The sequence below is a fragment of the Streptomyces sp. NPDC008079 genome, from assembly GCF_042957385.1.
Classification (GTDB): Bacteria; Actinomycetota; Actinomycetes; order Streptomycetales; family Streptomycetaceae; genus Actinacidiphila.
Map to the genome: position 1 here is coordinate 55,271 of NZ_JBIBIC010000017.1, position 21,555 is coordinate 76,825.

Here is a 21,555-nt window from a genome sequence, read left to right on the forward strand (position 1 = left end):
CCCGCGCCCGCCATGCCCCCACCCCCACCCCCACCGCCACGGCCACCCGAGCACCCCGACGGGCTCAGGGCCGTACTGGCCGGGCTCCTCGGCGGCCACGAGGACGGCCCCACGGCTGTCGAAATGGCCGATGTGGTGTGGCTGGCACGGCTGGCCGGACTGACGGCGGAAGACGGGGCCGACGAGGTGGACGGCGGCGGCCCGGAGGAACCGCCGCGGGCGGTCGCACCGGAACCGGACCCCGTACGGCCGGGCCCCGAACCGGCGGAGCGGGAGCGCGCACCGGACCCCGGACCCGGACCGCGCCGCCCACCGGCCGCGCCCGCCGCCCCCGCCCCGCGCGTCGGCCTGCACTCGCTCACCAAGGCCGCGCCCGCGCCCGGCGGCCCCGCCGCGCATGTCGTGCGGGTCACCCAGCCGCCCGCGCTCAGCGGTTCCCTGGACCTCGCCCGCGCCCTGCGCCCGCTGCGCCAGTCCGTGCCCGCGCCGGGACCCGCGGTCCTCGACGAGGAGGCCACCGCCCAGGCGACCGGCGAGGCGGAGTATCTGCTGCCGGTCTGGCGGCCGGCGAGCGAACGCCGGTTCTCCGTCGACCTGTTGATCGACACCGGCGCCACGATGGCGGTCTGGCACCGCCTGGCCACCGAGCTGTGCACGGTGCTGGAGCGGCACGGCGCCTTCGCGGACGTACGGTGCTGGTCGCTGTCGACCGACGGCCCCGCGCCGCGCCTGTCCCCCTTCCGCCGCCGCAAGTCCGCCCGCCCGGCGGCCCCGGCGGGTCCCGCGGGTCCGCGCTGGAGCCGCGCCCTGGAGGACCCCGCCGGCCGGGCGCTGCTGCTCGTGCTGACCGACGGCGTCGGCCCCGCCTGGTACGGCGACGAGCTGCCCGAATTCCTGGCCCGCGCGGGCCGGGAACGCCCGGTGGCCGCGCTCCAGGTCCTGCCGCGCAGGCTGTGGCACCGCACCGCGCTGCGTACGGCACCGGTCGAGCTGCGGGTGCCCGACGCGGCGCGGCCGGTCGCCGAGGTACGGACGGCCGCCGCCGTGCCGGGCCTGCCGCGCGGCGCCCGCCCGCACGGGGTGCGCTGGCTGCCGGTGATGGAGGTGGACGGCGCCTGGCTGGCACCCTGGGCCGGTCTGGTCGCGGGCCGCGTGCCCGGCTGGTCCCCGATGCTGGCGGCGCCCGTACACGGCGCGCCCCGGCCCGCGCGGGCCGCCGCCCCCTCGGAGCCGCCGGGCCCCGCGGAGCGCGTCGCCCGCTTCCGTTCCGGCTGCTCCCCCGACGCCTTCCGCCTCGCCTGCCACCTCGCGGCGGCCCCGCTGAGCCTGCCCGTCATGCGGCTCGTCCAGCAGGCCACCGTCCCCGGCTCCGGCCAGACCGACCTCGCCGAACTCTTCCTCTCCGGCCTGATCGAGCGCCGCGGCCCGGCCCCCGATGACGCGCCCGCGCCCGCACCGCCCACCGACCCCGACGAGGTCGTCTACGACTTCGCCCCCGGCGTCCGCGACGCGCTGCTCGCCGAGCTGACCCGTACCGAATCCCTGCACGTCCTGGACGATGTCCTCGCGCGCGTCTCCGGCCGCGTCGCCGCGACCTTCGGCGGCACCCTGGACTTCCGGGCGCTGGCCTCCCTGGCCGTCGACGCCGCCTCGGCCCCGGCGGCGGCCCCCGAGAACGGCGCCTCCGGCCGGCTCCTGCCCGAACGCAGCCTCCCCTTCGCCGAGGTCGCCGCCGCCGTCCTCAGCGGCGCGGGCGGCCAGCACCGGGCGCTGGCACGGCAGTTGACGGCAGCGGCCGAGGGACGCGCCCTGGACGTGCTCGACGCCGGGCCGCACGAGGGGGCGGCAGCGACGCCGCACGCCTCCACCGTCCCGCACCCCGAACACCTCCTCCCCGTCCCGCCGGTCACCACCCCGCCCGATCCCGAGCGGATGATCGGCCGCGCCCCCGAACTGGACACCCTGAAAAGGACGTTGCGACCCTCCCCCGCCGACCGCACGGCGGACGGCGGCTGGAGCATGCCCTCGGTGGCCGTCGTCGTCGGCGCGAACGGGTCGGGCCGCACCCGCCTGGTGCAGGAGTACGTCCGCACGTACGGGCCCCGGCACAGCTTCGTCCACCGGATCGACGCACGGACCCGGCAGAGCCTGCGCGAAGGGCTGACCGCGCTGGAGTCCGCGCTCACCCCGGACCGGGAGCACCGCTCCGCGCCCCCCACGGACCTGTGGGCACGCCTGGGCGCACACCGCGACTGGCTGCTGATCTTCGACCGGGTCCGGTCCTATGGCGAGGGCCTGCGCGAGGCGCTGGAGGGATGCCTTCCCCCGTACGGCCGGGGCTCCGTGCTGTTCACCGTGGCCTCCCTCGACGGCGTTCGCGACCTGTCGAGCCTGGGCACCGTCGTCACCCTCGGCGAGCTGACCCGCGCCGAGATCATGGACCACCTCACCGCGAACATCGAGCCGGACCTGCTGGCGCTGGACCGCTCCACCCCGAGCAGGCTCTACGAGCTGGCCCAGCGCATGCCGACCAACCCCGGCGCGCTCCAGGCGATCGACGTACGGGCCGAGTTCGGCCGCCTGTTCGGCAGCCCCGACGAACCGGTCCTGCCGCTGTACGAGTGGGCCACCGCCAAGGGCGACCGGGGCCTTGCCGGTTACGTCTGGGGCGGCAGCGTGTGGCTGATGGCGGCCGGTTACGGCCAGGGCGCGCACCTGTGGGACGCGGCCGGGAGCGCGGGCCCGGGCGTACCGCTGGAGGGCGGTCCCGACGCCGTGCAGACGCTCACCGTCTTCCCCGACGCCAACGGCCGTCCGCAGGCCGCCGTCGCGGGGATCGGCGGCGCCGTCTCCCTCTGGGACCTCCTTGCGGGCACACGGACGCGCACCCTCGTCGCCGGCCCGTCGTCCGGGGCGCACCTCCTGACGACCTTCACCGACGCGGACGGACGGCTCGTCCTGGTCACGGCGGGCCCTGACGTCGCCCTGCGCTGCTGGGACCCCGGAACCGGCACCGAATTCGCCTCGGCCCTCACCCCCCTGGTGGGCCGCGTCCGCGCCCTCACCTTCTTCACCGGCCCCGGCGCACGGCCGCTCTGCCTCCACGTGACCGGGGACCACCCGCCGGAGAACCGCACCGTCCACGTCAGGGACGCCGCCAGCGGCGAGGAGGTCGACAGCGACCTGCCCGCACGGCTCGGACAGGTGGACGCGCTCACCACCGTCCACGTCCACGGCCGGCCCGACCTGGTCGCGGCGATCGACGCCGAGGGCACGGTCACGCTCTGGGACACCGCGTCCGCTCAGCCGGTCGGCACCGTCGCCACCGGGGACACCAGCCGTGTGGTGGCCGTCGCCGCCTTCAACGGCACCTACGGCAGGCCCCTGTTGGCCACGGCCTCGTCCTTCGGCCGCGCGCGGATCTGGGACGTGGCGTCGGTGACGGCGGGTTTCACGGCGCGGGAGGCGGCCGACGCCGGTCCGTTCTCTCCGGTGCTTCCCCTCAGCCCCGACCTGCTGCTCACTCTGTGGCTGCTGGACTTCCTCGACACCGGCGACGGCGTCACAGGAGCCACGGTGTCCGCGCTGTGGGCGTCGTGGCCGGAGGGACGCGGTCCGTCCTCCGAACTCCCCGTCGACACCGCACGGTTGGTGGAAGGCAATCTGGCCGAGGCCGACGGGACGGCGCTGCGACTGACCGAGTCGGCCCGTACCGCCGTGCGGGCCCGGGTGACCCGCCAGGACGCCGCGCGCTTCCGGCGCGCGCTGGTCGGGACCCTGTCCCGCTTCTACCCGGAGCCGACCCCCGATCCCGCGACCTGGACCGCGTACGAAAGTGGGCCGCCGTTCGGCGAGTTGGTCGGGCGGGTCATGGATACCCGCGAGGACCAGGTGCTCCCCACCACCGACCCCATCCTCACGCTGCTCGTGAACTGGAGCCGGTATCAGCTGCTGCACGGCTCCGCGGCGGAGGCCGAACGGCTGGCCCTGATCGCGCTGGGCGACGACAGGCCCCTGTCGAGGTCGCTGTTCATCCCCAACGAGCGCCAGAGTTGGCGGATCATCTCCCTGCGGGCACGGATGGCGCGCGGCCTGGTGCGGCAGGCGCTGGAGCGCTGCACCGAGATCGAGGCGGCTCCCGGCGCCGGGCGCGGTTCGCCTTCCGCGAAGGAGGAGGCTGCGCTGGCAAGAGCCGAACTCGCGCTGTGGTGTGGCTCGTTGGATTCGGCGAAGGAGGAATACCTGAGGCTGGAGCCGACGGTGTCTCAGCGTGGTCGGCGCCTTGTCGGCCAGGGTCTCCTGAGGCACGGGTTCGTGACCGGCGACCTCAGCCGGGCGTCCCGGTCGTACGGCCGGTCGGCGGAGCCGTCGTCCTGGGGAGGTCGCAGGGACGACATGACGGCGGAACTCCTCGACAGCTGCCGGGACTCGTTCCTCGACGCCTCGATCGCGGCCGCCAGGGACGACGTGTCATCGTCCGCCATCGGTGCCGCTGTGCCGCTGGCCGAGGAGGCACTCCTGCGGTTGCGCCTCGGCGCCGCCGACAGCGGCACCGAGGCCGACCTCGCGTCTCTGGCCACGGCCGCGACACGCGAGCACTTCGATCTGTACCTGGCCCTCACCGAATTGCTCGCGACAAGCCTCGCGCAGTACGCGTCCGGCTCGCAGTGGGCCGAGCGGGAACCGTACAGCGACGACCGGTGGTATCCGGCCATCACCCGGGCCCAACGGCACATCGATGCGATGCGGCCCTTCGTGGAGCGCGCGAACGTCGAACGGCCGCATCTCTACGCGCGGTTCAGGACGGCGGAGGGCCATGTGCTGCTGGCGGCCGGGGACGTCCAGGCGGCGGCGGTCCAACTGCTGCGCGCGCGCGACGCCACCGTGGACGTCTACGGCTCCCGGTGCCCGCTGCTGCCGCGCCTGGAACTGCTGCTGGCCCGCGCCCGTGAACTGGCGGGTGACCGGTCGCGGGCCGAGGGGCACCTGTCCGCCGCCGAGTCGCTGCTGGACAGCCTCTTCGCCGACCGCCCGCACCAGGACCGGGTGACCGCGCTGCGGGCCAAGTCCCTGCTGGCGAGGCGGCGTTCGGACGCGCGGGACGCCGAGCGGCAGGCGCAGAGCATGGCCGCGCGGCTGCTGGCCGACAACCGGCGGGGCTGACCGCGGGTCAGCGCCTCACGGCCCGGTCTTCAGCGCCAGCCACAGCTCCATCCGCACGTCCGGGTCGTCCAGCGAGCGGCCCAGGATTTCCTCGACGCGCCGCATGCGGTAGCGGAGCGTGTGGCGGTGGACGCCCAGGTCGGCGGCGGCGGCGTCCCATTGGCCGTGGTGGGAGAGCCAGGCGTGCAGGGAGGCGACGAGGTCGCCGCGGGAGGTGGCGTCGTGGTCGCGCAGTGGCCGCAGCAGACCTTCGGAGAAGGCGCGGACGGCGTCGTCGGCGAGGAGGGGCAGGACGGAGCCCGCGCCGACCTCGCCGTGCTCGACGAGGTTGCGGCCGCGGCGCAGGGCGACGGCGAGGGCGCGTTCGGCCTGGCGGTGGGCCTCGGGGACCTCGGCGGGGAGTACGGGCGCGGACAGTCCCGCGGCCAGCGCGTCCTCGGCCTCGGCGAGGTCGGCGGCGGTGGACAGGGCCATGGACTCCTCGGCGGCGAGCACGATCAGCCGGGGGCCCTCGCGGACGGCGAGGAGGGCGTCGCCGGAGCGGGAGGCGACGGCCTCGGCGCGTTCGCCGAGGAGGGTGACGGCGTCGGCGCCCGCGGTGGCGTGGGCCTCGGCCGGTTCGGCGATGAGCACGCGGACCGGGTGGTCGAGGAGGGTGCCGTAGAGCTTGCCCGCGACGCTGCGGGCGTGGCCGGGCTCCCCGGCGAGCAGCATCCGCAACAGGGCCGCGGCCAGGCGCTGTTCGGCGTCCTGGAGGGTGCGGGACTGTTCGAGGGAGAGGGTGAGCAGGGCGACGGCGGCGTGGACGACGTAGCGCGCGGCGGTGTCGAGGCGTTCCTCGGTGCCGACGGCGAGGAAGCCGCGGGGGCGGCGGCCGGTGCCCAGCGACTGGAGTTCGACGCGGTCCTCGCTGCCCGCGGGTCCCGCGACGGCGGCGCTGGCCGGGGCGGGGGTGTCGCGCAGCCGGTCGATCTCGCCCGCGAGCCGGGCCGCCCTGCGGCCCGCCCAGTCGGGGGCCGCGGCCAGGACGGCGCCTGAGGCGTCGTAGAGCGCGGCCCAGCCGTCGAGGTGCTGGGCGAGGCGGCTGAGGAGCGCGGCGGTGCCGTCGGGGGCGAGGGCGGCGCGGGTCAGTTCGCGCTGGGCCTCGAAGCCCGCCGTGACGGCCTTGTACTGGTCGGCGGCGACGGCCGCGGAGACGGCTTTGCTGATGGCGATGAACGGGGTCTTGCGCGGTACCTCGAACAGCGGCAGCCGGGCGGTCTCCGCCGCGGCCACCAGGGCGGGGGGCACGGCGTCGTGGCCGACCCCGACGCCGAAGCCGAGGCCGACGACTCCGGCCGCCGCCAGCCGCGTCACGTACGCGCGTATGTGCTCCGCGTCGTCCACGGGCAGTTTCAGGCCGGTGGTGAGCAGCAGTTCGCCGCCCTCCAGGTACGGTCCCGGGTCGTCCAGCTCGCTGGTGTGGACCCAGCGCACTTCGGTGTCCCCCAGCCGGTCGCCTCCGGCGAGGACGGTGAGCTTGAGGACCGAGTGGTGGGCGAGGGACGCGAGCGTGAGGGGCATAGGTGCCTGGTACGGGAGAAGGCCGATTTTTGGCCGACCGGGAGCGGTCGCCACCCCCAATTGTGCCGCACCGTCCAGCACTGCCCTGACGCCAGCCGCCAATACCGGACACGCACGCCCCTCCGCCGCCCGACCCGACCGGACACGCACGCCCCGCCGCCGCCCGACCCGACCAGGCCCGCACGCCCTGCCAGCGCCACCGGCGCCCGGCCCGCACGCCCTGCCAGCGCCACCGGCGCCCGGCCCGCACGCCCTCGGCGCTACCCCCGCAGGTCCACCAGGACCGGCGGGGCGCTCTCCCCCGCGGTGGTCGTGAGCGAGACGACGGCCTGCCCGGCGGGCACGGTGTGGGCGAGGTCGGAGGCCGACCAGCGTTCGCGCTCGACCTCGCGGACGGTGACGGCGTCGGCGGTGACGACCCGGCCGGTGATCATCCGGCGTGCCACGCGGTTGACGCGCTGCGCCATGCCGCCCGATTGGTCGGCGCGGGTGACCTCGCGGGTCTCCACCCGCGTGGTGCCCCAGGACTCGGCGAAGAACTTGCCGTCCCACGGCGTGACCCCGGCCAGGGACATCCGGCAGCCCGCGGCGGCGACGAGCGGGCCGCGCAGGTGCTCGGGCACGTCGGCCAGGGTGCGCAGGCCGAGGACCATGCCCGCCGTGGTGGACGGCAGGGCCGCCAGCGCGCGGACGGTCTCCGCGGTGACGGCCTGGCCGATGTCGTCGACGATCAGGCAGACGAAGCGGGTCCAGGTGCGCTGGGCGCGGACGGCGGCGGTGAACTGGGCGAGCAGCAGCCGGACGAGGATCCGGGAGGCTTCGGCGTGGCCGCGTTCGGGCAGTTCGATCCGCACCCGGATGGGGTGGACGAGCGCTTCCATCGAGAACGGCCGGGCCCGGTCGGGGGCGCCGAAGGACCCGGCGAAGGCGGGCCGGTCGAGCAGCGCGATCCGGTTGGCGAGGTCGCCGCCGATGTCCCCGGTGCGGGCGGACTGCCGCTGCCTGGCGTCGAGTTCGCGCAGCAGCGCGGGCGCGCCCGCCGCGTCCACGGCGCGGCGCAGGTCCTCGTACGCCTCGGGGGCGCCGTCCAGCAGTTCGCGGAGCACCGGCACCGGGGGGAAACGGCCGTGCGCGGCGGCGTAGGGGCCGAGGAGCTGGCCGAGGGCGGCGACGGCGCGGCGCTGTTCGGCCTCGGGGCCGTCGACGAGGGCTTCGGCGAGCAGCCAGGCGGCCATGTCGGGGTCGGTGGTGCCGCCGTACAGGTCGAGGCTGTAGCGGGAGGCCGGGTCGCCGGGCGCGATGACGACGTCGTACGCCTCGTGCGGTCCGAGGTCGGTGTCCGCGCCGGCCACGACGACCACGGCGGCGGTGCCGGTGAGCGCCTGGAGGCAGAGCGACTCGGCCGCCGGGCGCATGACGCGGCGGGTCCTGTCGGCGCCGGGCGGGCCGACGACGAGCAGTCCCGTACCGAGCAGTGCGGGGTCGAGGGCCATGCCGGAGCCGCGGTACTGGAAGCCGTTGCGGTCGTCCTCGACGCCGCGGCCGATCCTGACCTGGCCGCCGAGCAGGTCGTGCGGGGCGGTGCGGGCGGGCAGGTCGCGCTCGCCCGACGGGTGGAGGCAGGCGCCGCCGCCGAGGCGCCGGACCTCGTCGGTGAACGCCAGGACCTCGCGGGGGCGCTGCCGGGTCTCGTCCCACGCGTGCCGGACGCGGACGCAGTCCACGTCGTTCATCCGGCCCAGGCCCACGTCCCGCGCCAGCCGGTCGGCCGCGTCGGAGCGCCCGGCCGCGCGCAGTTCCGGCCAGTCCGCGGGGGTCTCCCCGAAGGGGTCGGTGCCGGTGCGGGTGTACGAGGGGGCGGCGGGGCGCGTTCCCGCGGTGTCGTCGGGCTGCCAGCCGGGGATGCCGAACCAGCCGCCGAATGTGGCGCAGGGCCAGGCGATCAGCGCGGCGACGAGGGCGTAGATGGCGTAGGTGACCGCGGCGGCCCGGTTGGGGTTGCCGCCACCGCTTATCCACGAGTACGGGAAGAGGTCGAGCACCGTGTCGAGGAGGGGCACGTAGCCCGTCCAGCTCAGTTGCCACACCAGGGCGCCCGCGGCGAGCGCGAACCAGCCGCGGCGCGCGGGGGTGTTCAGGAAGCGGCGGGCCGCCTCGCCCCAGTTGCCGAGCCTGCCGGTGATCCAGACGATCACGGCGGCCGACAGCACGCTGTAGAGGTTCTGGGTGAAGACCTCGGGGCGGGACTGGTGGCCGCTGAAGGACCAGCTGTGCGGGGTCAGGATCTTGAGCGGGAACTGCCACCAGGGCAGGAAGCCGTTGTTGCGCAGGGACCAGATGAGGATTCCGGCGAGGAGGGCGAGTGCGGCGCGGCCGAGGACGCGGCCGTCGGGGACCCGGTCGGCTTCGTTGGGCACGTGTCCGTAGGCGTACACGCCGGGCGCGTCGGAGATCCGCGGGGTGCGCAGCCAGCGCTCGGTCTCGGACATCGGCGGTGCCTGTTTGGGCACGGGGGGCGCGGCGGCCGGGCGCGCCGGTGTCCCGGCGGGCCGGGGCGGCACCTCGGGCCGGTGGCCGTACCCGTGCGCGCCCTCGTGATCCATGGCATCCATGGTGCGTGCCCCTCGCCCCTCGTCGCCGACGATGCGCTCAATGTAGTCGAGCGGCTACCGCCGTAAAAGGATCTTGCCGGTGGCGGGCGGTGGCACGCCGCGGCGCGCGCACTGGCCGTTACGGCGAATCGTCGGTGGGCAGTGTTACCTATCGGCGTATGCGGGCGGGCCGGGACGCGGCCTAGCCTGCGGGAAGAGCTGAAAAGTCCGAAGAGATCCGAAGAGACACCGCACAGACACCGCCGCCCGGCTTGAGGAGAGCACCCGCCATGACCGCACTTCCGCAGGAACGCAAGCTGGTCACCAGCATTCCCGGCCCCAAGTCGCAGGAGCTGTCGGCGCGCAAGAGCGCCGCGGTCGCGAACGGGGTGGGGGTGACGCTGCCGGTGTACGTGACGCGCGCCGGGGGCGGCGTGGTGGAGGACGTGGACGGGAACCGGCTGATCGACTTCGGCTCCGGGATCGCGGTCACGTCGGTGGGCAACAGCGCGGAGGCCGTGGTGCGGCGGGCCACGGCGCAGCTCGCCGACTTCACGCACACCTGCTTCATGGTGACGCCGTACGAGGGGTACGTGGAGGTCGCCGAGGCGCTGAACGAGCTGACGCCCGGCAGCCACGCGAAGAAGACGGCGCTGTTCAACTCGGGCGCGGAGGCGGTGGAGAACGCGGTGAAGATCGCGCGTTCGTACACCAAGCGCCCGGCGGTCGTGGTGTTCGACCACGGCTATCACGGCCGGACGAATCTGACGATGGCGCTGACCGCGAAGAACATGCCGTACAAGGAGGGCTTCGGGCCGTTCGCGCCCGAGGTGTACCGGGTGCCGCTGGCGTACGGCTTCCGGTGGCTGACCGGGCCGGAGCACGCGGCGGAGGAGGCGGCGGCGCAGGCGATCGACATGATCACCAAGCAGATCGGCGCGGAGCACGTGGCGGCGATCGTGATCGAGCCGATCGCGGGCGAGGGCGGCTTCATCGAGCCCGCCAAGGGCTTCCTGCCGCGGATCGCGCAGTTCGCGAAGGACAACGGGATCGTGTTCGTCGCGGACGAGATCCAGACCGGCTTCTGCCGTACCGGTCAGTGGTTCGCGTGCGAGGACGAGGGCGTGGTGCCGGATCTGATCACGACGGCGAAGGGCATCGCGGGCGGTCTGCCGCTGGCGGCGGTGACCGGGCGCGCGGGGATCATGGACGCGGCGCACGCGGGCGGCCTCGGCGGCACCTACGGCGGCAACCCGGTGGCGTGCGCGGCGGCCCTGGGCGCGATCGAGACGATGAAGGAGCTGGACCTCGCGGCGAAGGCGCGGCGGATCGGCGAGGTGATGAAGGCGCGGCTGACCGCGCTCCAGGAGAAGTTCCCGGCGATCGGCGAGGTCCGCGGGCGCGGCGCGATGATCGCGGTGGAACTGGTCGAGCCGGGCACCACGACCCCGGACGCGGCGCTGACCGGCGCGATCGCCCGCGCGTGTCACAGTGCGGGCCTGGTTGTCCTCACTTGTGGCACCTACGGCAACGTGTTGCGTTTCCTCCCGCCGCTGGTTATCGGGGAGGATCTGCTCAACGAGGGCCTCGACATCATCGAGGGGGCCTTCGCCGGGGTGTGACCGGCGGTAAGGAATGGGGGGACGTGAAGAACGTGTGCGGGCCTGATGGCGGAGGGGTGATCCCTGGCCTTGTGGCCCTCCCGGTGACGTACGGTCTGAGCAGAACACCCCGCTCGGGGCGGTCTCCGAAGGAGATCACCACGGGCGACACCGCGCCGGTGTATCCCCAACACCGGCTCAGCAGTGCCCTCGCGCACGACACCGCCGGGACCGTAGGCCCCGGCACTCCTCGCCGATCGGTCGGCCGTTCGTCCCACACCCCCCGGGACGAGCGGCACGGCGGTCGCCCTGGCCGCCCCGGAACTCTCCCCCCTGTTCCGGGGCGGCTGACTTTTCTCCTGCTGCTGAGCGCCGTCGGCGCCGCCCTGTTCTCCCTGCTCACCTGGCAGGTCGAGACCGGCGGGCGGCTGGTCGGCCGCGACTGGACCGTACTCGGCTGGTTCCGGCGGGCGTCCGCCGCGCATCCGGGCGTGCACGGCACCGCGCAGGTCGTGAGCGACTTCGGCAACATCGAGGTGGCGGTACCGGTCCTGCTCGTCGCGGTCGTGGCCGCCGCGGTGCTCGGGCGGCGGGCGGCCGTCGTCCGCTGGTGGCTGCCGCCGCTGGCCGCCTGCGTGGCCATGGCGCTGCTGCCGGTCGTCGTCGACACGGTCAAGTCCGCGGTGCACCGGCCAGCGCCCGGCCGCCTCCTGCCCCGGCTCGACGGCTACGGCTACTTCCCCTCCGGTCACGCCGCGACCTCCGCCGTCGCGTACGGCCTGGCCCTGCTGCTCCTGCTGCCGTACGTGCGCCGCCCCGCGGCCAGGACCGCGCTGACCGCTTTCACCCTCGCCCTCCAGGCGGCCGTGGGCGTCGCCCTGGTGTGGTGCGACTACCACTGGCCGCTGGACGTGCTGGCGAGCTGGTTCCTGACGGTCACGCTGGTGGCGTGGGTGGCGGCGGCCGGGCTGTTCAGCCACGCGCCGGAAGCCGGCGAACCGGACGCCGACGGTTCGAGCGCCGACCGTCCGGGCGTCGGCGGACCGGACGCCGACGGTCCGGACGCCGACGGACAGACGGTCAGCTATTCGTCGGGAAGCCCAGATTGATGCCCCCGTGCGAAGGGTCGAGCCAGCGCTGCGTGACGGCCTTGCCGCGGGTGAAGAAGCGGACCCCGTCCTCGCCGTAGGCGTGGGTGTCGCCGAAGAGCGAGGACTTCCAGCCGCCGAAGGAGTAGTACGCGACCGGCACCGGGATCGGCACGTTGATGCCGACCATGCCGACCTCGACCTCGTGCTGGAAGCGCCGCGCGGCGCCGCCGTCGTTGGTGAACAACGCGGTCCCGTTGCCGTACGGGTTGGCGTTGATCAGCGCCAGGCCCTCCTCGTACGAGGAGACGCGGACGACGGAGAGCACCGGGCCGAAGATCTCGTCGTCGTAGACGGACATGCCGGGCGTGACGCGGTCGAAGAGGGTGGGGCCGAGCCAGAAGCCGTCGGCGGTCTCCGCGCCCGAGATGGGGTGCTTGCGGCCGTCGACGGCCAGTTCCGCGCCGTCCGCGACGCCGGAGTCCAGATACGCGGTCACCTTGTCGCGGTGCACGCCGGTGACCAGCGGGCCCATCTCGGAACTGGCGGCGCAGCCGGGTCCCACGGTCAGACCCGCGACGCGCTGCTTGATCCGCTCGACCAGGCCGTCGCCGACCGGGTCGACGGCGACCAGCACGGAGACCGCCATGCAGCGTTCGCCCGCGGCGCCGAAGCCCGCGTTGACGGCGGCGTCGGCGGCCAGGTCCAGGTCCGCGTCGGGCAGCACCAGCATGTGGTTCTTGGCGCCGCCGAGGGCCTGGACGCGCTTGCCGTGCCGAGTGCCGGTCTCGTACACGTAGCGGGCGATGGGGGTGGAGCCGACGAAGGAGACGGCCTTGATGTCGGGGTGTTCCAGCAGGCGGTCGACGGCGGGCTTGTCGCCGTGCACGACGTTGAAGACGCCGTCGGGCAGGCCCGCCTCCTGCCAGAGCCCGGCCATGAAGTTGGCGGCGGAGGGGTCCTTCTCCGACGGCTTGACGACGACGGTGTTGCCCGCGGCGATGGCCAGCGGGAAGAACCACATCGGCACCATGGCGGGGAAGTTGAACGGCGAGATGATCGCGACCGGGCCGAGCGGCTGGCGGATCGAGTAGACGTCGATGCCGGTGGACGCCTGCTCGGTGAAGCCGCCCTTGATCAGTTGCGGGATGCCGCACGCGTACTCCACGACCTCGATGCCGCGGGCGACCTCGCCGAGGGCGTCGGAGTGCACCTTGCCGTGCTCGGCGACGATGATCGAGGCCAGTTCGTCGCGGCGGGCGTTGAGCAGTTCACGGAAGGCGAAGAGGACGCCGGTGCGCTTGGCGATCGAAGTGTGCCGCCACTGCTGGAACGCGTCGAGGGCGGCGTCGACCGCCGCGTCCACGACGTCGGCGGACGCGAGGTCCACCTGCCCGGTGATCGCGCCGGTCGCCGGGTCGTACACGTCTGCGTGCCGTTCCGCGCCGCCGGTCCAGCCCTTGCCTGCGATCCAGTGGGTGATGTGCTTGGTCGTCACGGGCTGACCCTTCCGTCGTTGTCTCATGTCAGTCTCCCCAGGCCGGGGAGGTGGTCACAAGCACCGCGCGGTGGGCTCGCTCCGCGGTGCGTCCTTCAGCCGCCGCCCGCGATCTGGGCGGCGGCCTCGTGCATGGCCAGTTCGAGCAGCACCGGGTCGGTGAGGTGCCCGCTGCCGTCCGGCGGCACCAGCCACCGCACCCCGCCGGTCGCCCGGCCCGGATACGGCACGACGATCCAGGTGCCGCGGCCCGCCGTCCGTACGCCGGTGGCCAGCCAGCGCGCCGCCGTGCCCGGCGGTACGAAGAACCCCATCCGGGAGTCGCCGAAGTCGGCGAGCACCGGGCCCGGCCGCTCCACGAGCCGGGTCAGGACGTCCAGGGTGGGGTAGCCGAGATCCCCGGTGAGGATCAGGACGTCCCACAGTTTCCCGGCGGGCAGCAGCGTGACCCCGAGGGGGTTGCGCTCCCACTCCCACCGGCAGCTCACCGGATCCACCGCCACCGACACCAGCCACTCGACCGCGCTTTTCGCACCGGTGCTGACCATGACCGGCTCCTCCGTCTCTTCCGCCCGACGACCGCTGTGGACGGTCGCTGTCATGGAAGAGAGCGGGTTGGGGGCCGATCATTACGCGGGTTTCGCTACTCATTGGTAGTGAAGTGGCTCACGCCGTATGCCGGTTGTGCGCCGGGGGATCACCGCGGGTCCCCGCCGGGCGGCCCCAGGGCCTGTCCGGCGGATCAGGCCCTAGCTGTCGAAGCCGAGCCCGGCGCGGTCCATCGCCTTCAGCCACAGATTGCGCCGCCCTCCCGACCGGTCGGCGCGGGCCAGCGACCACTGGGTGATGCCGATCCCGACGGTGGCCAGCGGCTCCGGCGGGAACGGCAGCGGCTTTTTGCGGACCATCTCCAGGCGGGTCCGCTCGGTCTCCTCCCCCGCCAGCAGGTCCAGCATCACGTCGGCGCCGAAGCGGGTGGCGCCCACGCCCAGCCCGGTGTACCCGGCCGCGTAGGCGACCCGGCCGCCGTACGCGGTGCCGAAGAAGGCGGAGAAGCGCGAGCAGGTGTCGATCGCGCCGCCCCAGGCGTGGGTGAAGCGGACGTCCTCCAACTGCGGGAAGCAGGTGCGGAAGTGCTCCGCCAGCTTCAGGAAGGTCTCGGGCCGCTGGTCGTACTCCGCGCGCATCCGGCCGCCGCGCGGATAGACCGCGTCGTAGCCGCCCCACAGGATGCGGTTGTCCGCGCTGAGCCGGAAGTAGTGGAAGTGGTTCGCGCTGTCGCTCAGTCCCTGGCGGCCCTGCCAGCCGATCGCCACGAGCCGCTGTTCGGTCAGCGGCTCCGTCATCAGCGCGTAGTCGTAGACCGGCACGGTGTACGGGCGGGCCCGGCGGACCAGTGACGGGAAGACGTTGGTGCCGAGCGCCACCTGGCGGGCGGTCACCCTGCCGTACGGGGTGCGCACCCCCAGCGCCGTGCCATAGCCGGCCAGGTCGCGGGCCGGGGTGCGCTCGTAGATCCGTACGCCCGCGTCGGCGGCGGCGCGGGCCAGGCCCCAGGCGAGCTTGGCGGGGTGCAGCATGGCGACGCCGCGCCGGTTGTACAGGCCGCCGAGGAAGGTGGGCGAGTCGACTTCGGCGCGGACCTGGTCGCGGTCCAGCAGTTCCGCGTCCAGGCCGTGCTCGGCGCCTTCCTGGGCGGCCTCGCGCAGTTCGTCGTACTGGTGCGGCTCGGTGGCCACGTCGATCTCGCCGGTCCGCTCGAAGTCGCAGTCCAGGCCGTAGCGGGCGACGGCCTCCTCGATGGCGTCGAGATTGCGGTCGCCCAGCCGCTGGAGCGCGTCGAATTCGTCGGGCCAGCGGGCGAGTCCGTTGGCGGCGCCGTGGGTGAGGCTCGCGGCGCAGAAGCCGCCGTTGCGCCCGGAGGCGGCCCACCCGATCCTGTCCCCCTCGACCAGCACCACGTCCCGCTGCGGATCGCGCTCCTTGGCCAGCAGCGCGGTCCACAGCCCGCTGTAGCCGCCCCCGACCACCAGCAGGTCGCAGCTGTCGTGGCCGGTGAGCGCGGGGTGCGCCTGCGGCCTGCCGGGGTCGTCCAGCCAGTACGGTCGGGGCTCGGCCTCGGCGAGCGAGCGGGCTGCGTCCATGGTTCTCACACCTTCGTGATGCGCGGGTCTGCGTCGGGAACACGGGGGCGGTACGGGTCAGGTGCGCGCCCTCCTGCGGCTGCTGCCGAGAAGCTGCCCGGCCAGTACGAGCAGCACCGCGATGACGAACATCGCCGTACCGATCACATTGACCTGGACGGGTGTGCCGCGCTGCGCGGAGCCCCACACGAACATCGGGAAGGTGACGGTGTTGCCCGCGTTGAAGCTGGTGATGATGTAGTCGTCGAAGGAGAGCGCGAAGGACAGCAGGGCGCCCGCCGCGATACCGGGCGCGGCCAGCGGCAGCGTGATCCGCAGGAACGTCTGCGTCGGGGTGGCGTAGAGATCCTGCGCGGCCTGCTCCAGACGGGGGTCCATGCTCATCACGCGGGCCTTGACGGCGACGACGACGAAGCTCAGGCAGAACATGATGTGCGCGATGAGGATGGTCCAGAAGCCGAACTGGATGCGCATGTTGAGGAAGAGGGTGCCCAGCGAGGCGCCCATCACGACCTCGGGCATTGCCATCGGCAGGAAGATCAGCATGTTGGTGGTGGCGCGACCCCTGAAGCGGTAGCGGGCCAGCGCGAAGGCGGTCATCGTGCCGAGCACGGTGGCGCCGATGGTCGAGTAGACGGCCAGCTTCAGGCTGAGCGTGAGGGAGTCGCACATGCCCGCGACGTCGCAGGGGTGCTGCCAGGCGTCGGTGGAGAACCGCGTCCAGGTGTAGTTGTAGCGGCCGTTGGGCTTGTTGAAGGAGAAGAGCAGCACCACGAGGTTGGGCACGATCAGGTACGTCAGGGTGAGCACCCCGGCGATCACCACGAGGTTCTTGCGCAGCCAGCGGATCGGACGCATCAGACCAGTTCCTCCGTTCCCGCGCGGCGGACGTAGACCATGACGATCGCCAGGATGACCGCCATGAGGATGAACGACAGGGCGGCGGCCGTCGGGTAGTCCAGCACCCGCAGGAACTGCGACTGGATGACGCTGCCGATCATCTTCTGGTTGGTGGAGCCCAGCAACTCGGCGTTGATGTAGTCGCCGGAGGCCGGGATGAAGGTGAGCAGGGTGCCGGCCACCACGCCCGGCATGGACAGCGGGAAGGTCACCTTGCGGAAGGTGGTGAACGGGGTCGCGTACAGGTCGCCCGCCGCCTCGTGCAGCTTGCCGTCGACCCGCTCCAGGGACGTGTAGAGCGGCAGGATCATGAACGGCAGGAAGTTGTACGTGAGGCCGCAGACCACCGCCAGCGGGGTGGCCATCACCCGGTTGCCCTCGGTGATGCCGAGCGCGGACGTGACGTCCAGCAGGTGGATGTGGTTCAGGAACGACACCAGCGGGCTCTGGTCGGCGAGGATCGTCTCCCACGCCAGGGTGCGGATCAGGAAGCTGGTGAAGAAGGGCGCGATCACCAGGATCAGCACCAGATTGCGCCAGCGTCCGGCCCGGAAGGCGATGGTGTACGCCAGCGGGTAGCCGATGCCCAGGCACAGCACGGTGGCGATGCCGGAGTAGACCAGCGACTTCACGAACTGCGGCCAGTACTCGTGGAAGGCGTCCCAGTACGTGGCGAAGTGCCAGGTCACCTTGAAGCCGTCGTCGAGCGAGCCGGTCTGCACCGAGGTCGACGCCTGGTAGACCATCGGGGCCACGAAGAAGACCAGCAGCCAGGCGACGCCCGCGAGCAGCAGCAGATACGGGATGCGCCGCCGTCTGCGGGCGGCCCTCTTCAGGGCGGCGGGCAGCGGGGCCGCCTCGGCCGGCGCCGGCGGCCCGGTGACGGGCGCGGTCGCTGCGCTCATGCGGCGGCCTCCCCCTCGTCGGTGTCGGTACCGGCGTCGATGTCCTGGTCGGCGTCGAGGCCGAAGGTGTGCTCGGGGTTCCAGTGCAGGACGACGGGCGCGCCGGGCACCAGGCGGCCGTCGCGTTCCACGTTGGGCACGAAGACCTCCAGCTCCGGGCAGACCGGGCTGTCGATGACGTACTGCGTGGAGACGCCGATGAAGCTGGAGTCGACGATCCGGCCGCGCACCCGGTTGCGACTCTCGGCTATCTCGTGCTCGTCGTCGCTGTGCGCCAGGGTGATCTTCTCGGGGCGGACCCCGGCCAGCACCCGGCCGCCGGTCGTCACGTCGACGCGACATCGGGCGGCGGGCAGGGTGAGCTTCTGTCCGGCGGCGGTGAGCTGGAGTTCGCCGCCGCTGACGCCGGTCACCTCGGTCTCGATGAGGTTGGAGGTGCCGAGGAAGTTGGCGACGAAGGTGGAGGCGGGGTTCTCGTAGAGGTCGGCGGGCGCGCCCATCTGCTCGACGCGTCCGGCGTTCATCACCGCGACGGTGTCGGCCATCGTCATCGCCTCCTCCTGGTCGTGGGTGACGTGGATGAAGGTGATGCCCACCTCGGTCTGGATGCGCTTGAGTTCGAGCTGCATCTGGCGGCGCAGCTTGAGGTCGAGCGCGCCGAGCGGTTCGTCGAGCAGCAGCACCTGCGGCTGGTTGATCAGCGCGCGGGCCACGGCGACGCGCTGCTGCTGGCCGCCGGAGAGCTGGTGCGGCTTGCGGCGGGCGAGCGCGCCGAGCTGGACGAGGTCCAGCATGTCGCCGACCTGCTTCTTGACGGATTTGATGCCGCGGCGGCGCAGTCCGAAGGCGACGTTCTCGTAGACGTCGAGGTGCGGGAAGAGCGCGTAGTTCTGGAAGACGGTGTTGACCGGGCGCTTGTACGGCGGCAGGGCGGTGACGTCCTGGCCGCCGAGGCGTACGGAGCCGGAGGAGGGGTCCTCCAGGCCCGCGATCATGCGCAAGGTGGTGGTCTTGCCGCATCCGGAGGCGCCGAGCAGAGCGAAGAAGGAACCGGCGGGCACGGCGAGGTCCAGCGGGTGGACGGCGGTGAAGGAGCCGTAGGTCTTGCTGATCCCGGTGAGGCTGACGGCGTCGTCGGCCGGGGTCTTGGGGGTCGTCATGAGGTGTCCCGGAAGTCGTCGGGGAGTGCGGGCTGCTGGAGCGCCGGTCAGGCGCCGGTGAGCTTGGAGAACTTCGCCTCGTACCGGGTGTCCTCGTCCTCGCTGAGCGAGCGGAAGGCGTGCGACGTGGCGTTCATCTGGGCGTTCGGGATGATCAGCGGGTTGGTGGCGAGCGACGGATCGATCTTGGCCAGTTCCTCGCGGACGCCCATCACCGGTGACACATAGGTGGTGTAGGCGGCCAGTTCGGCTGCGATCCGCGGCTGGTAGTACCAGTCGATCAGCCGCTCGGCGTTGGTCTTGTGCCGCGCCTTGGCGGGGATCAGCAGATTGTCCGTGGAGGTCATGTAACCGGCGGCCGGGAAGGAGTACTCGATGTTCGGGTCGTCGAGCCTGAGCTGCACCAGGTCACCGGCCCAGGCGATACAGGCGGCGATGTCGCCCTTGCTGAGGCCGTCGGTGTACTCGCCGCCGGTGAACTTGCGGATCTGCCCCTTGTCCACCGCGCCCTGGATGCGGTTGAGCGCGGCGTCGTACTCGTCGTCGGTGACGGTCTCCGGCTTCTTGCCCATGTCGAGCAGCGTCATCCCGACGGTGTCGCGCATCTCGGAGAGCATGGCGGCCTTGCCCTTGAGCGCGGGGTCGTCCAGCAGTTGCGACACCGAGGTGACCTTGCGGCCCTTGGTGACCTTCTTGTTGTAGGCGATGCAGGTGGGGATGCCGGCCCAGGGGTAGGAGTAGGCGCGGCCGGGGTCCCAGTCGGGGCTGCGGAAGCGCTGTTCCAGGTTGGCGAAGGCGTGCGGCAGGTTCGAGGGGTCGAGCTTCTGGACCCAGCCGAGCCGGATCATCCGGCCCGCGAGCCAGTCGGTGAGCACCATCAGGTCGCGGCCGGTGTCCTGGCCCGCGGACAGTTGCGGCTTGATCTTGCCGAAGAACTCGACGTTGTCGTTGATGTCCTCGGTGTAGTCGACCTTGATGCCGGTGGCCTTGGTGAACTGGTCGAGGCTCGGGCGGTGCTTGCCGTCGTCGGTGACGTCGATGTACTGGTCCCAGTTGGAGAAGTTCACGACCTTCTCCTGCGCCGAGTGGTCGGTCGACGCCGTGGTGTCGCCCTTGCGGCCCGCGGCCGGGATGCCGCATGCCGTCAGTCCCGCCGTGGCGACGGTGCCCAGCCCCGCGGCGCGCAGCAGCGTCCGGCGGCCGAGGGCGCCGCGCCCGCCGGTCATGCTGCGGAGTATCGCCGCGCGCACCGGCGGGGACAGGGTCTCGTACTGCTCCATGGGTGGTGCCCTTCCGCTATCGGTCTCCGAAGACGGTGCGGTGCCAGTCCTTGCGCGCCACCGCGGTGTTGTCGAACATCACGTGCTTGACCTGCGTGTACTCCTCGAAGGAGTACGTGGACATGTCCTTGCCGAAGCCCGAGGACTTCGCTCCGCCGTGCGGCATCTCGCTGACGATCGGGATGTGGTCGTTGATCCAGACGCAGCCCGCGGTGATCTCCCGCGCGGCCCGCCCGGCCCGGTAGACATCGCGGGTCCAGGCGGAGGCGGCCAGGCCGTACGGGGTGTCGTTGGCGTACGCCAGGCCCTGATCGTCGCTGTCGAACGGCAGCACCGCCAGTACCGGGCCGAAGATCTCCTGCTGGACGGCCTCGCTGTGCTGCGGCGCGCCGGTGAGCAGCGTGGGCCGGTAGTACGCGCCCGCCGCGAGCCCGCCGCCGGGCGCCGCGCCGCCGGTGACGACGGTGGCGTACGTACGGGCCCGCTCGACGACGGCCGCGACGCGGTCGCGGTGCGCGAAGGAGATGAGGGGGCCGAGGTCGGTGGCCGGGTCGGCGGGGTCGCCGAGCCGTACGGTGGCCATCAGGTCGGCGACGGCGGTCACGAAGGCGTCGTACAGCGGGCGCTGGACGTAGGCGCGGGTGGCGGCGGTGCAGTCCTGGCCGCTGTTGATCAGGGCGGCGGCGACCGCGCCGTGCACGGCCGCGTCGAGGTCGGCGTCGTCGAAGACCACGAAGGGGGCCTTGCCGCCGAGTTCGAGGTGCAGGCGCTTGACGGTGCCCGCGGTGAGCCGGGCGATCCGGGTGCCGACGGCGGTGGAGCCGGTGAAGGACGTCATGGCGACGTCGGGGTGGGTGACCAGGTGTTCGCCCGCGCCCTGCCCCGTGCCGGTGACGATGTTGAGCACGCCGTCCGGGATTCCGGCCTCGGTGGCGGCCTCGGCGAACATCAGGGCGGTCAGCGGGGTCAGCTCCGACGGCTTGAGCACGATGGTGTTGCCCGCCGCGACCGCCGGGAGGATCTTCCACCCGGCCATCTGGAGCGGGTAGTTCCAGGGGGCGACGGAACCGATGACGCCGACCGGCTCGCGGCGCACGTACGAGGTGTGGTCCGGGCTGTACTCGCCTGCCGCCTTGCCCTCCAGGTGGCGGGCGGCCCCGGCGAAGAACGCGGCGTTGTCCACGGTGCCCGGCACGTCGAATTCGGTGCTGAGCTTGATCGGCTTGCCGCACTGGAGGGTTTCGGCGCGGGCCAGTTCGTCGGCGCGCGCGTCGAGGGCGGCGGACAGCCGGTGCAGCGCGGCGGAGCGCTCGCCGGGCGCGGTGGCCGCCCAGCCGGGCAGCGCGGCCTTCGCGGCGGCGACGGCGGCGTCCACGTCGGCGGGTCCCGCGGTGGCGTACGTCCACACCGTGCGGCCCGTCGCCGGGTCCACGACGGAGTGCGTGTCGCCGCTGCCGCCGGTTCGCGGGCGGCCGTCGATGTACTGGGCTCCGCCCGCGAACCGTTTCGCCACGTCCGTCACGTGGTCCATCACGTTCTCCTCGCCTCCGCGCCCACTCCTGGCGGCGTGGCCAAACTCTGGATTGATCGCCGATCCTGGCAGAGGAGCTGTCCTTCAACAAGTGATTCCGTTGTTGCCTTTTGGTTACGCGACGAATTCTG

13 protein-coding genes are annotated in these 21,555 nt (G+C 73.0%); 3 read left to right on the top strand and 10 right to left on the bottom strand.

Annotated features, from left to right (window positions below; all coding sequences use genetic code 11):
- The first annotated feature begins 12 nt into the window (after nt 1–12).
- Nucleotides 13–5,163, top strand: coding sequence for an SAV_2336 N-terminal domain-related protein (locus ACFZAM_RS28370; protein WP_391050324.1), 5,151 nt, complete (start codon nt 13–15; stop codon nt 5,161–5,163).
- A gap of 15 nt (nt 5,164–5,178) precedes the next feature.
- On the opposite strand, the gene ACFZAM_RS28375 is transcribed toward ACFZAM_RS28370, so the two are convergent.
- Complete coding sequence (locus tag ACFZAM_RS28375) at nt 5,179–6,726, bottom strand: PucR family transcriptional regulator ligand-binding domain-containing protein (RefSeq protein ID WP_355346565.1); 1,548 nt, start codon at nt 6,724–6,726, stop codon at nt 5,179–5,181.
- A gap of 260 nt (nt 6,727–6,986) precedes the next feature.
- On the bottom strand, nt 6,987–9,329 hold the full coding sequence (locus tag ACFZAM_RS28380) for an ATP/GTP-binding protein (protein WP_391050325.1): 2,343 nt from the start codon (nt 9,327–9,329) through the stop codon (nt 6,987–6,989).
- Nucleotides 9,330–9,607: 278 nt separating this feature from the next.
- Here ACFZAM_RS28380 and gabT point away from each other — a divergent pair, with 278 nt between their 5' ends.
- Both gabT and ACFZAM_RS28390 read left to right on the top strand, forming a co-directional pair.
- On the top strand, nt 9,608–10,939 hold the full coding sequence (gabT, locus tag ACFZAM_RS28385) for a 4-aminobutyrate--2-oxoglutarate transaminase (protein ID WP_391050326.1): 1,332 nt from the start codon (nt 9,608–9,610) through the stop codon (nt 10,937–10,939).
- 158 nt (nt 10,940–11,097) lie between these two features.
- On the top strand, nt 11,098–12,027 hold the full coding sequence (locus ACFZAM_RS28390; RefSeq protein WP_391050327.1) for a phosphatase PAP2 family protein: 930 nt from the start codon (nt 11,098–11,100) through the stop codon (nt 12,025–12,027).
- On the opposite strand, the gene ACFZAM_RS28395 is transcribed toward ACFZAM_RS28390, so the two are convergent.
- From ACFZAM_RS28395 to ACFZAM_RS28430, 8 genes are all read right to left on the bottom strand, one after another.
- On the bottom strand, nt 11,999–13,531 hold the full coding sequence (locus ACFZAM_RS28395; protein ID WP_391050328.1) for a CoA-acylating methylmalonate-semialdehyde dehydrogenase: 1,533 nt from the start codon (nt 13,529–13,531) through the stop codon (nt 11,999–12,001). The two genes, ACFZAM_RS28390 and ACFZAM_RS28395, sit on opposite strands and share 29 nt — an antisense overlap.
- 68 nt (nt 13,532–13,599) lie before the next feature.
- Nucleotides 13,600–14,052, bottom strand: a complete 453-nt coding sequence (locus tag ACFZAM_RS28400; RefSeq protein WP_355346550.1) for a hypothetical protein — start codon at nt 14,050–14,052, stop codon at nt 13,600–13,602.
- Between the two features lie 201 nt (nt 14,053–14,253).
- Entirely contained in the window at nt 14,254–15,648 is a 1,395-nt protein-coding gene (locus ACFZAM_RS28405; protein ID WP_391050329.1) for an FAD-dependent oxidoreductase, read from the bottom strand.
- Between the two features lie 57 nt (nt 15,649–15,705).
- Complete coding sequence (locus tag ACFZAM_RS28410) at nt 15,706–16,506, bottom strand: ABC transporter permease (RefSeq protein ID WP_188280861.1); 801 nt, start codon at nt 16,504–16,506, stop codon at nt 15,706–15,708.
- Nucleotides 16,506–17,453, bottom strand: a complete 948-nt coding sequence (locus ACFZAM_RS28415; protein ID WP_355346541.1) for an ABC transporter permease — start codon at nt 17,451–17,453, stop codon at nt 16,506–16,508. The genes ACFZAM_RS28410 and ACFZAM_RS28415 overlap by 1 nt, the downstream gene beginning before the upstream one ends.
- Nucleotides 17,450–18,613: an ABC transporter ATP-binding protein gene (locus ACFZAM_RS28420; protein WP_188280859.1), complete on the bottom strand. Its 1,164-nt coding sequence runs from the start codon at nt 18,611–18,613 to the stop codon at nt 17,450–17,452. The genes ACFZAM_RS28415 and ACFZAM_RS28420 overlap by 4 nt, the downstream gene beginning before the upstream one ends.
- A gap of 47 nt (nt 18,614–18,660) precedes the next feature.
- The gene (locus ACFZAM_RS28425) at nt 18,661–19,893 is read right to left on the bottom strand and encodes an extracellular solute-binding protein (protein ID WP_391050330.1); all 1,233 of its coding nucleotides are present in this window, start codon (nt 19,891–19,893) and stop codon (nt 18,661–18,663) included.
- A 16-nt stretch (nt 19,894–19,909) separates the two neighbouring features.
- On the bottom strand, nt 19,910–21,424 hold the full coding sequence (locus ACFZAM_RS28430) for an aminobutyraldehyde dehydrogenase (protein ID WP_391050331.1): 1,515 nt from the start codon (nt 21,422–21,424) through the stop codon (nt 19,910–19,912).
- Nucleotides 21,425–21,555 lie beyond the last annotated feature (131 nt).

Bases quoted from the DNA above. Each gene is read 5' to 3' on its own strand.
- ACFZAM_RS28370 (WP_391050324.1), top strand. From the start codon at position 13: ATGCCCCCACCCCCACCCCCACCGCCACGGCCACCCGAGCACCCCGAC.
- ACFZAM_RS28430 (WP_391050331.1), bottom strand. From the start codon at position 21,424: ATGGACCACGTGACGGACGTGGCGAAACGGTTCGCGGGCGGAGCCCAG.
- ACFZAM_RS28380 (WP_391050325.1), bottom strand. From the start codon at position 9,329: ATGGATCACGAGGGCGCGCACGGGTACGGCCACCGGCCCGAGGTGCCG.
- ACFZAM_RS28400 (WP_355346550.1), bottom strand. From the start codon at position 14,052: ATGGTCAGCACCGGTGCGAAAAGCGCGGTCGAGTGGCTGGTGTCGGTG.
- ACFZAM_RS28420 (WP_188280859.1), bottom strand. From the start codon at position 18,613: ATGACGACCCCCAAGACCCCGGCCGACGACGCCGTCAGCCTCACCGGG.
- ACFZAM_RS28375 (WP_355346565.1), bottom strand. From the start codon at position 6,726: ATGCCCCTCACGCTCGCGTCCCTCGCCCACCACTCGGTCCTCAAGCTC.
- ACFZAM_RS28395 (WP_391050328.1), bottom strand. From the start codon at position 13,531: ATGAGACAACGACGGAAGGGTCAGCCCGTGACGACCAAGCACATCACC.
- ACFZAM_RS28410 (WP_188280861.1), bottom strand. From the start codon at position 16,506: ATGCGTCCGATCCGCTGGCTGCGCAAGAACCTCGTGGTGATCGCCGGG.
- ACFZAM_RS28415 (WP_355346541.1), bottom strand. From the start codon at position 17,453: ATGAGCGCAGCGACCGCGCCCGTCACCGGGCCGCCGGCGCCGGCCGAG.
- ACFZAM_RS28405 (WP_391050329.1), bottom strand. From the start codon at position 15,648: ATGGACGCAGCCCGCTCGCTCGCCGAGGCCGAGCCCCGACCGTACTGG.
- ACFZAM_RS28425 (WP_391050330.1), bottom strand. From the start codon at position 19,893: ATGGAGCAGTACGAGACCCTGTCCCCGCCGGTGCGCGCGGCGATACTC.
- gabT (WP_391050326.1), top strand. From the start codon at position 9,608: ATGACCGCACTTCCGCAGGAACGCAAGCTGGTCACCAGCATTCCCGGC.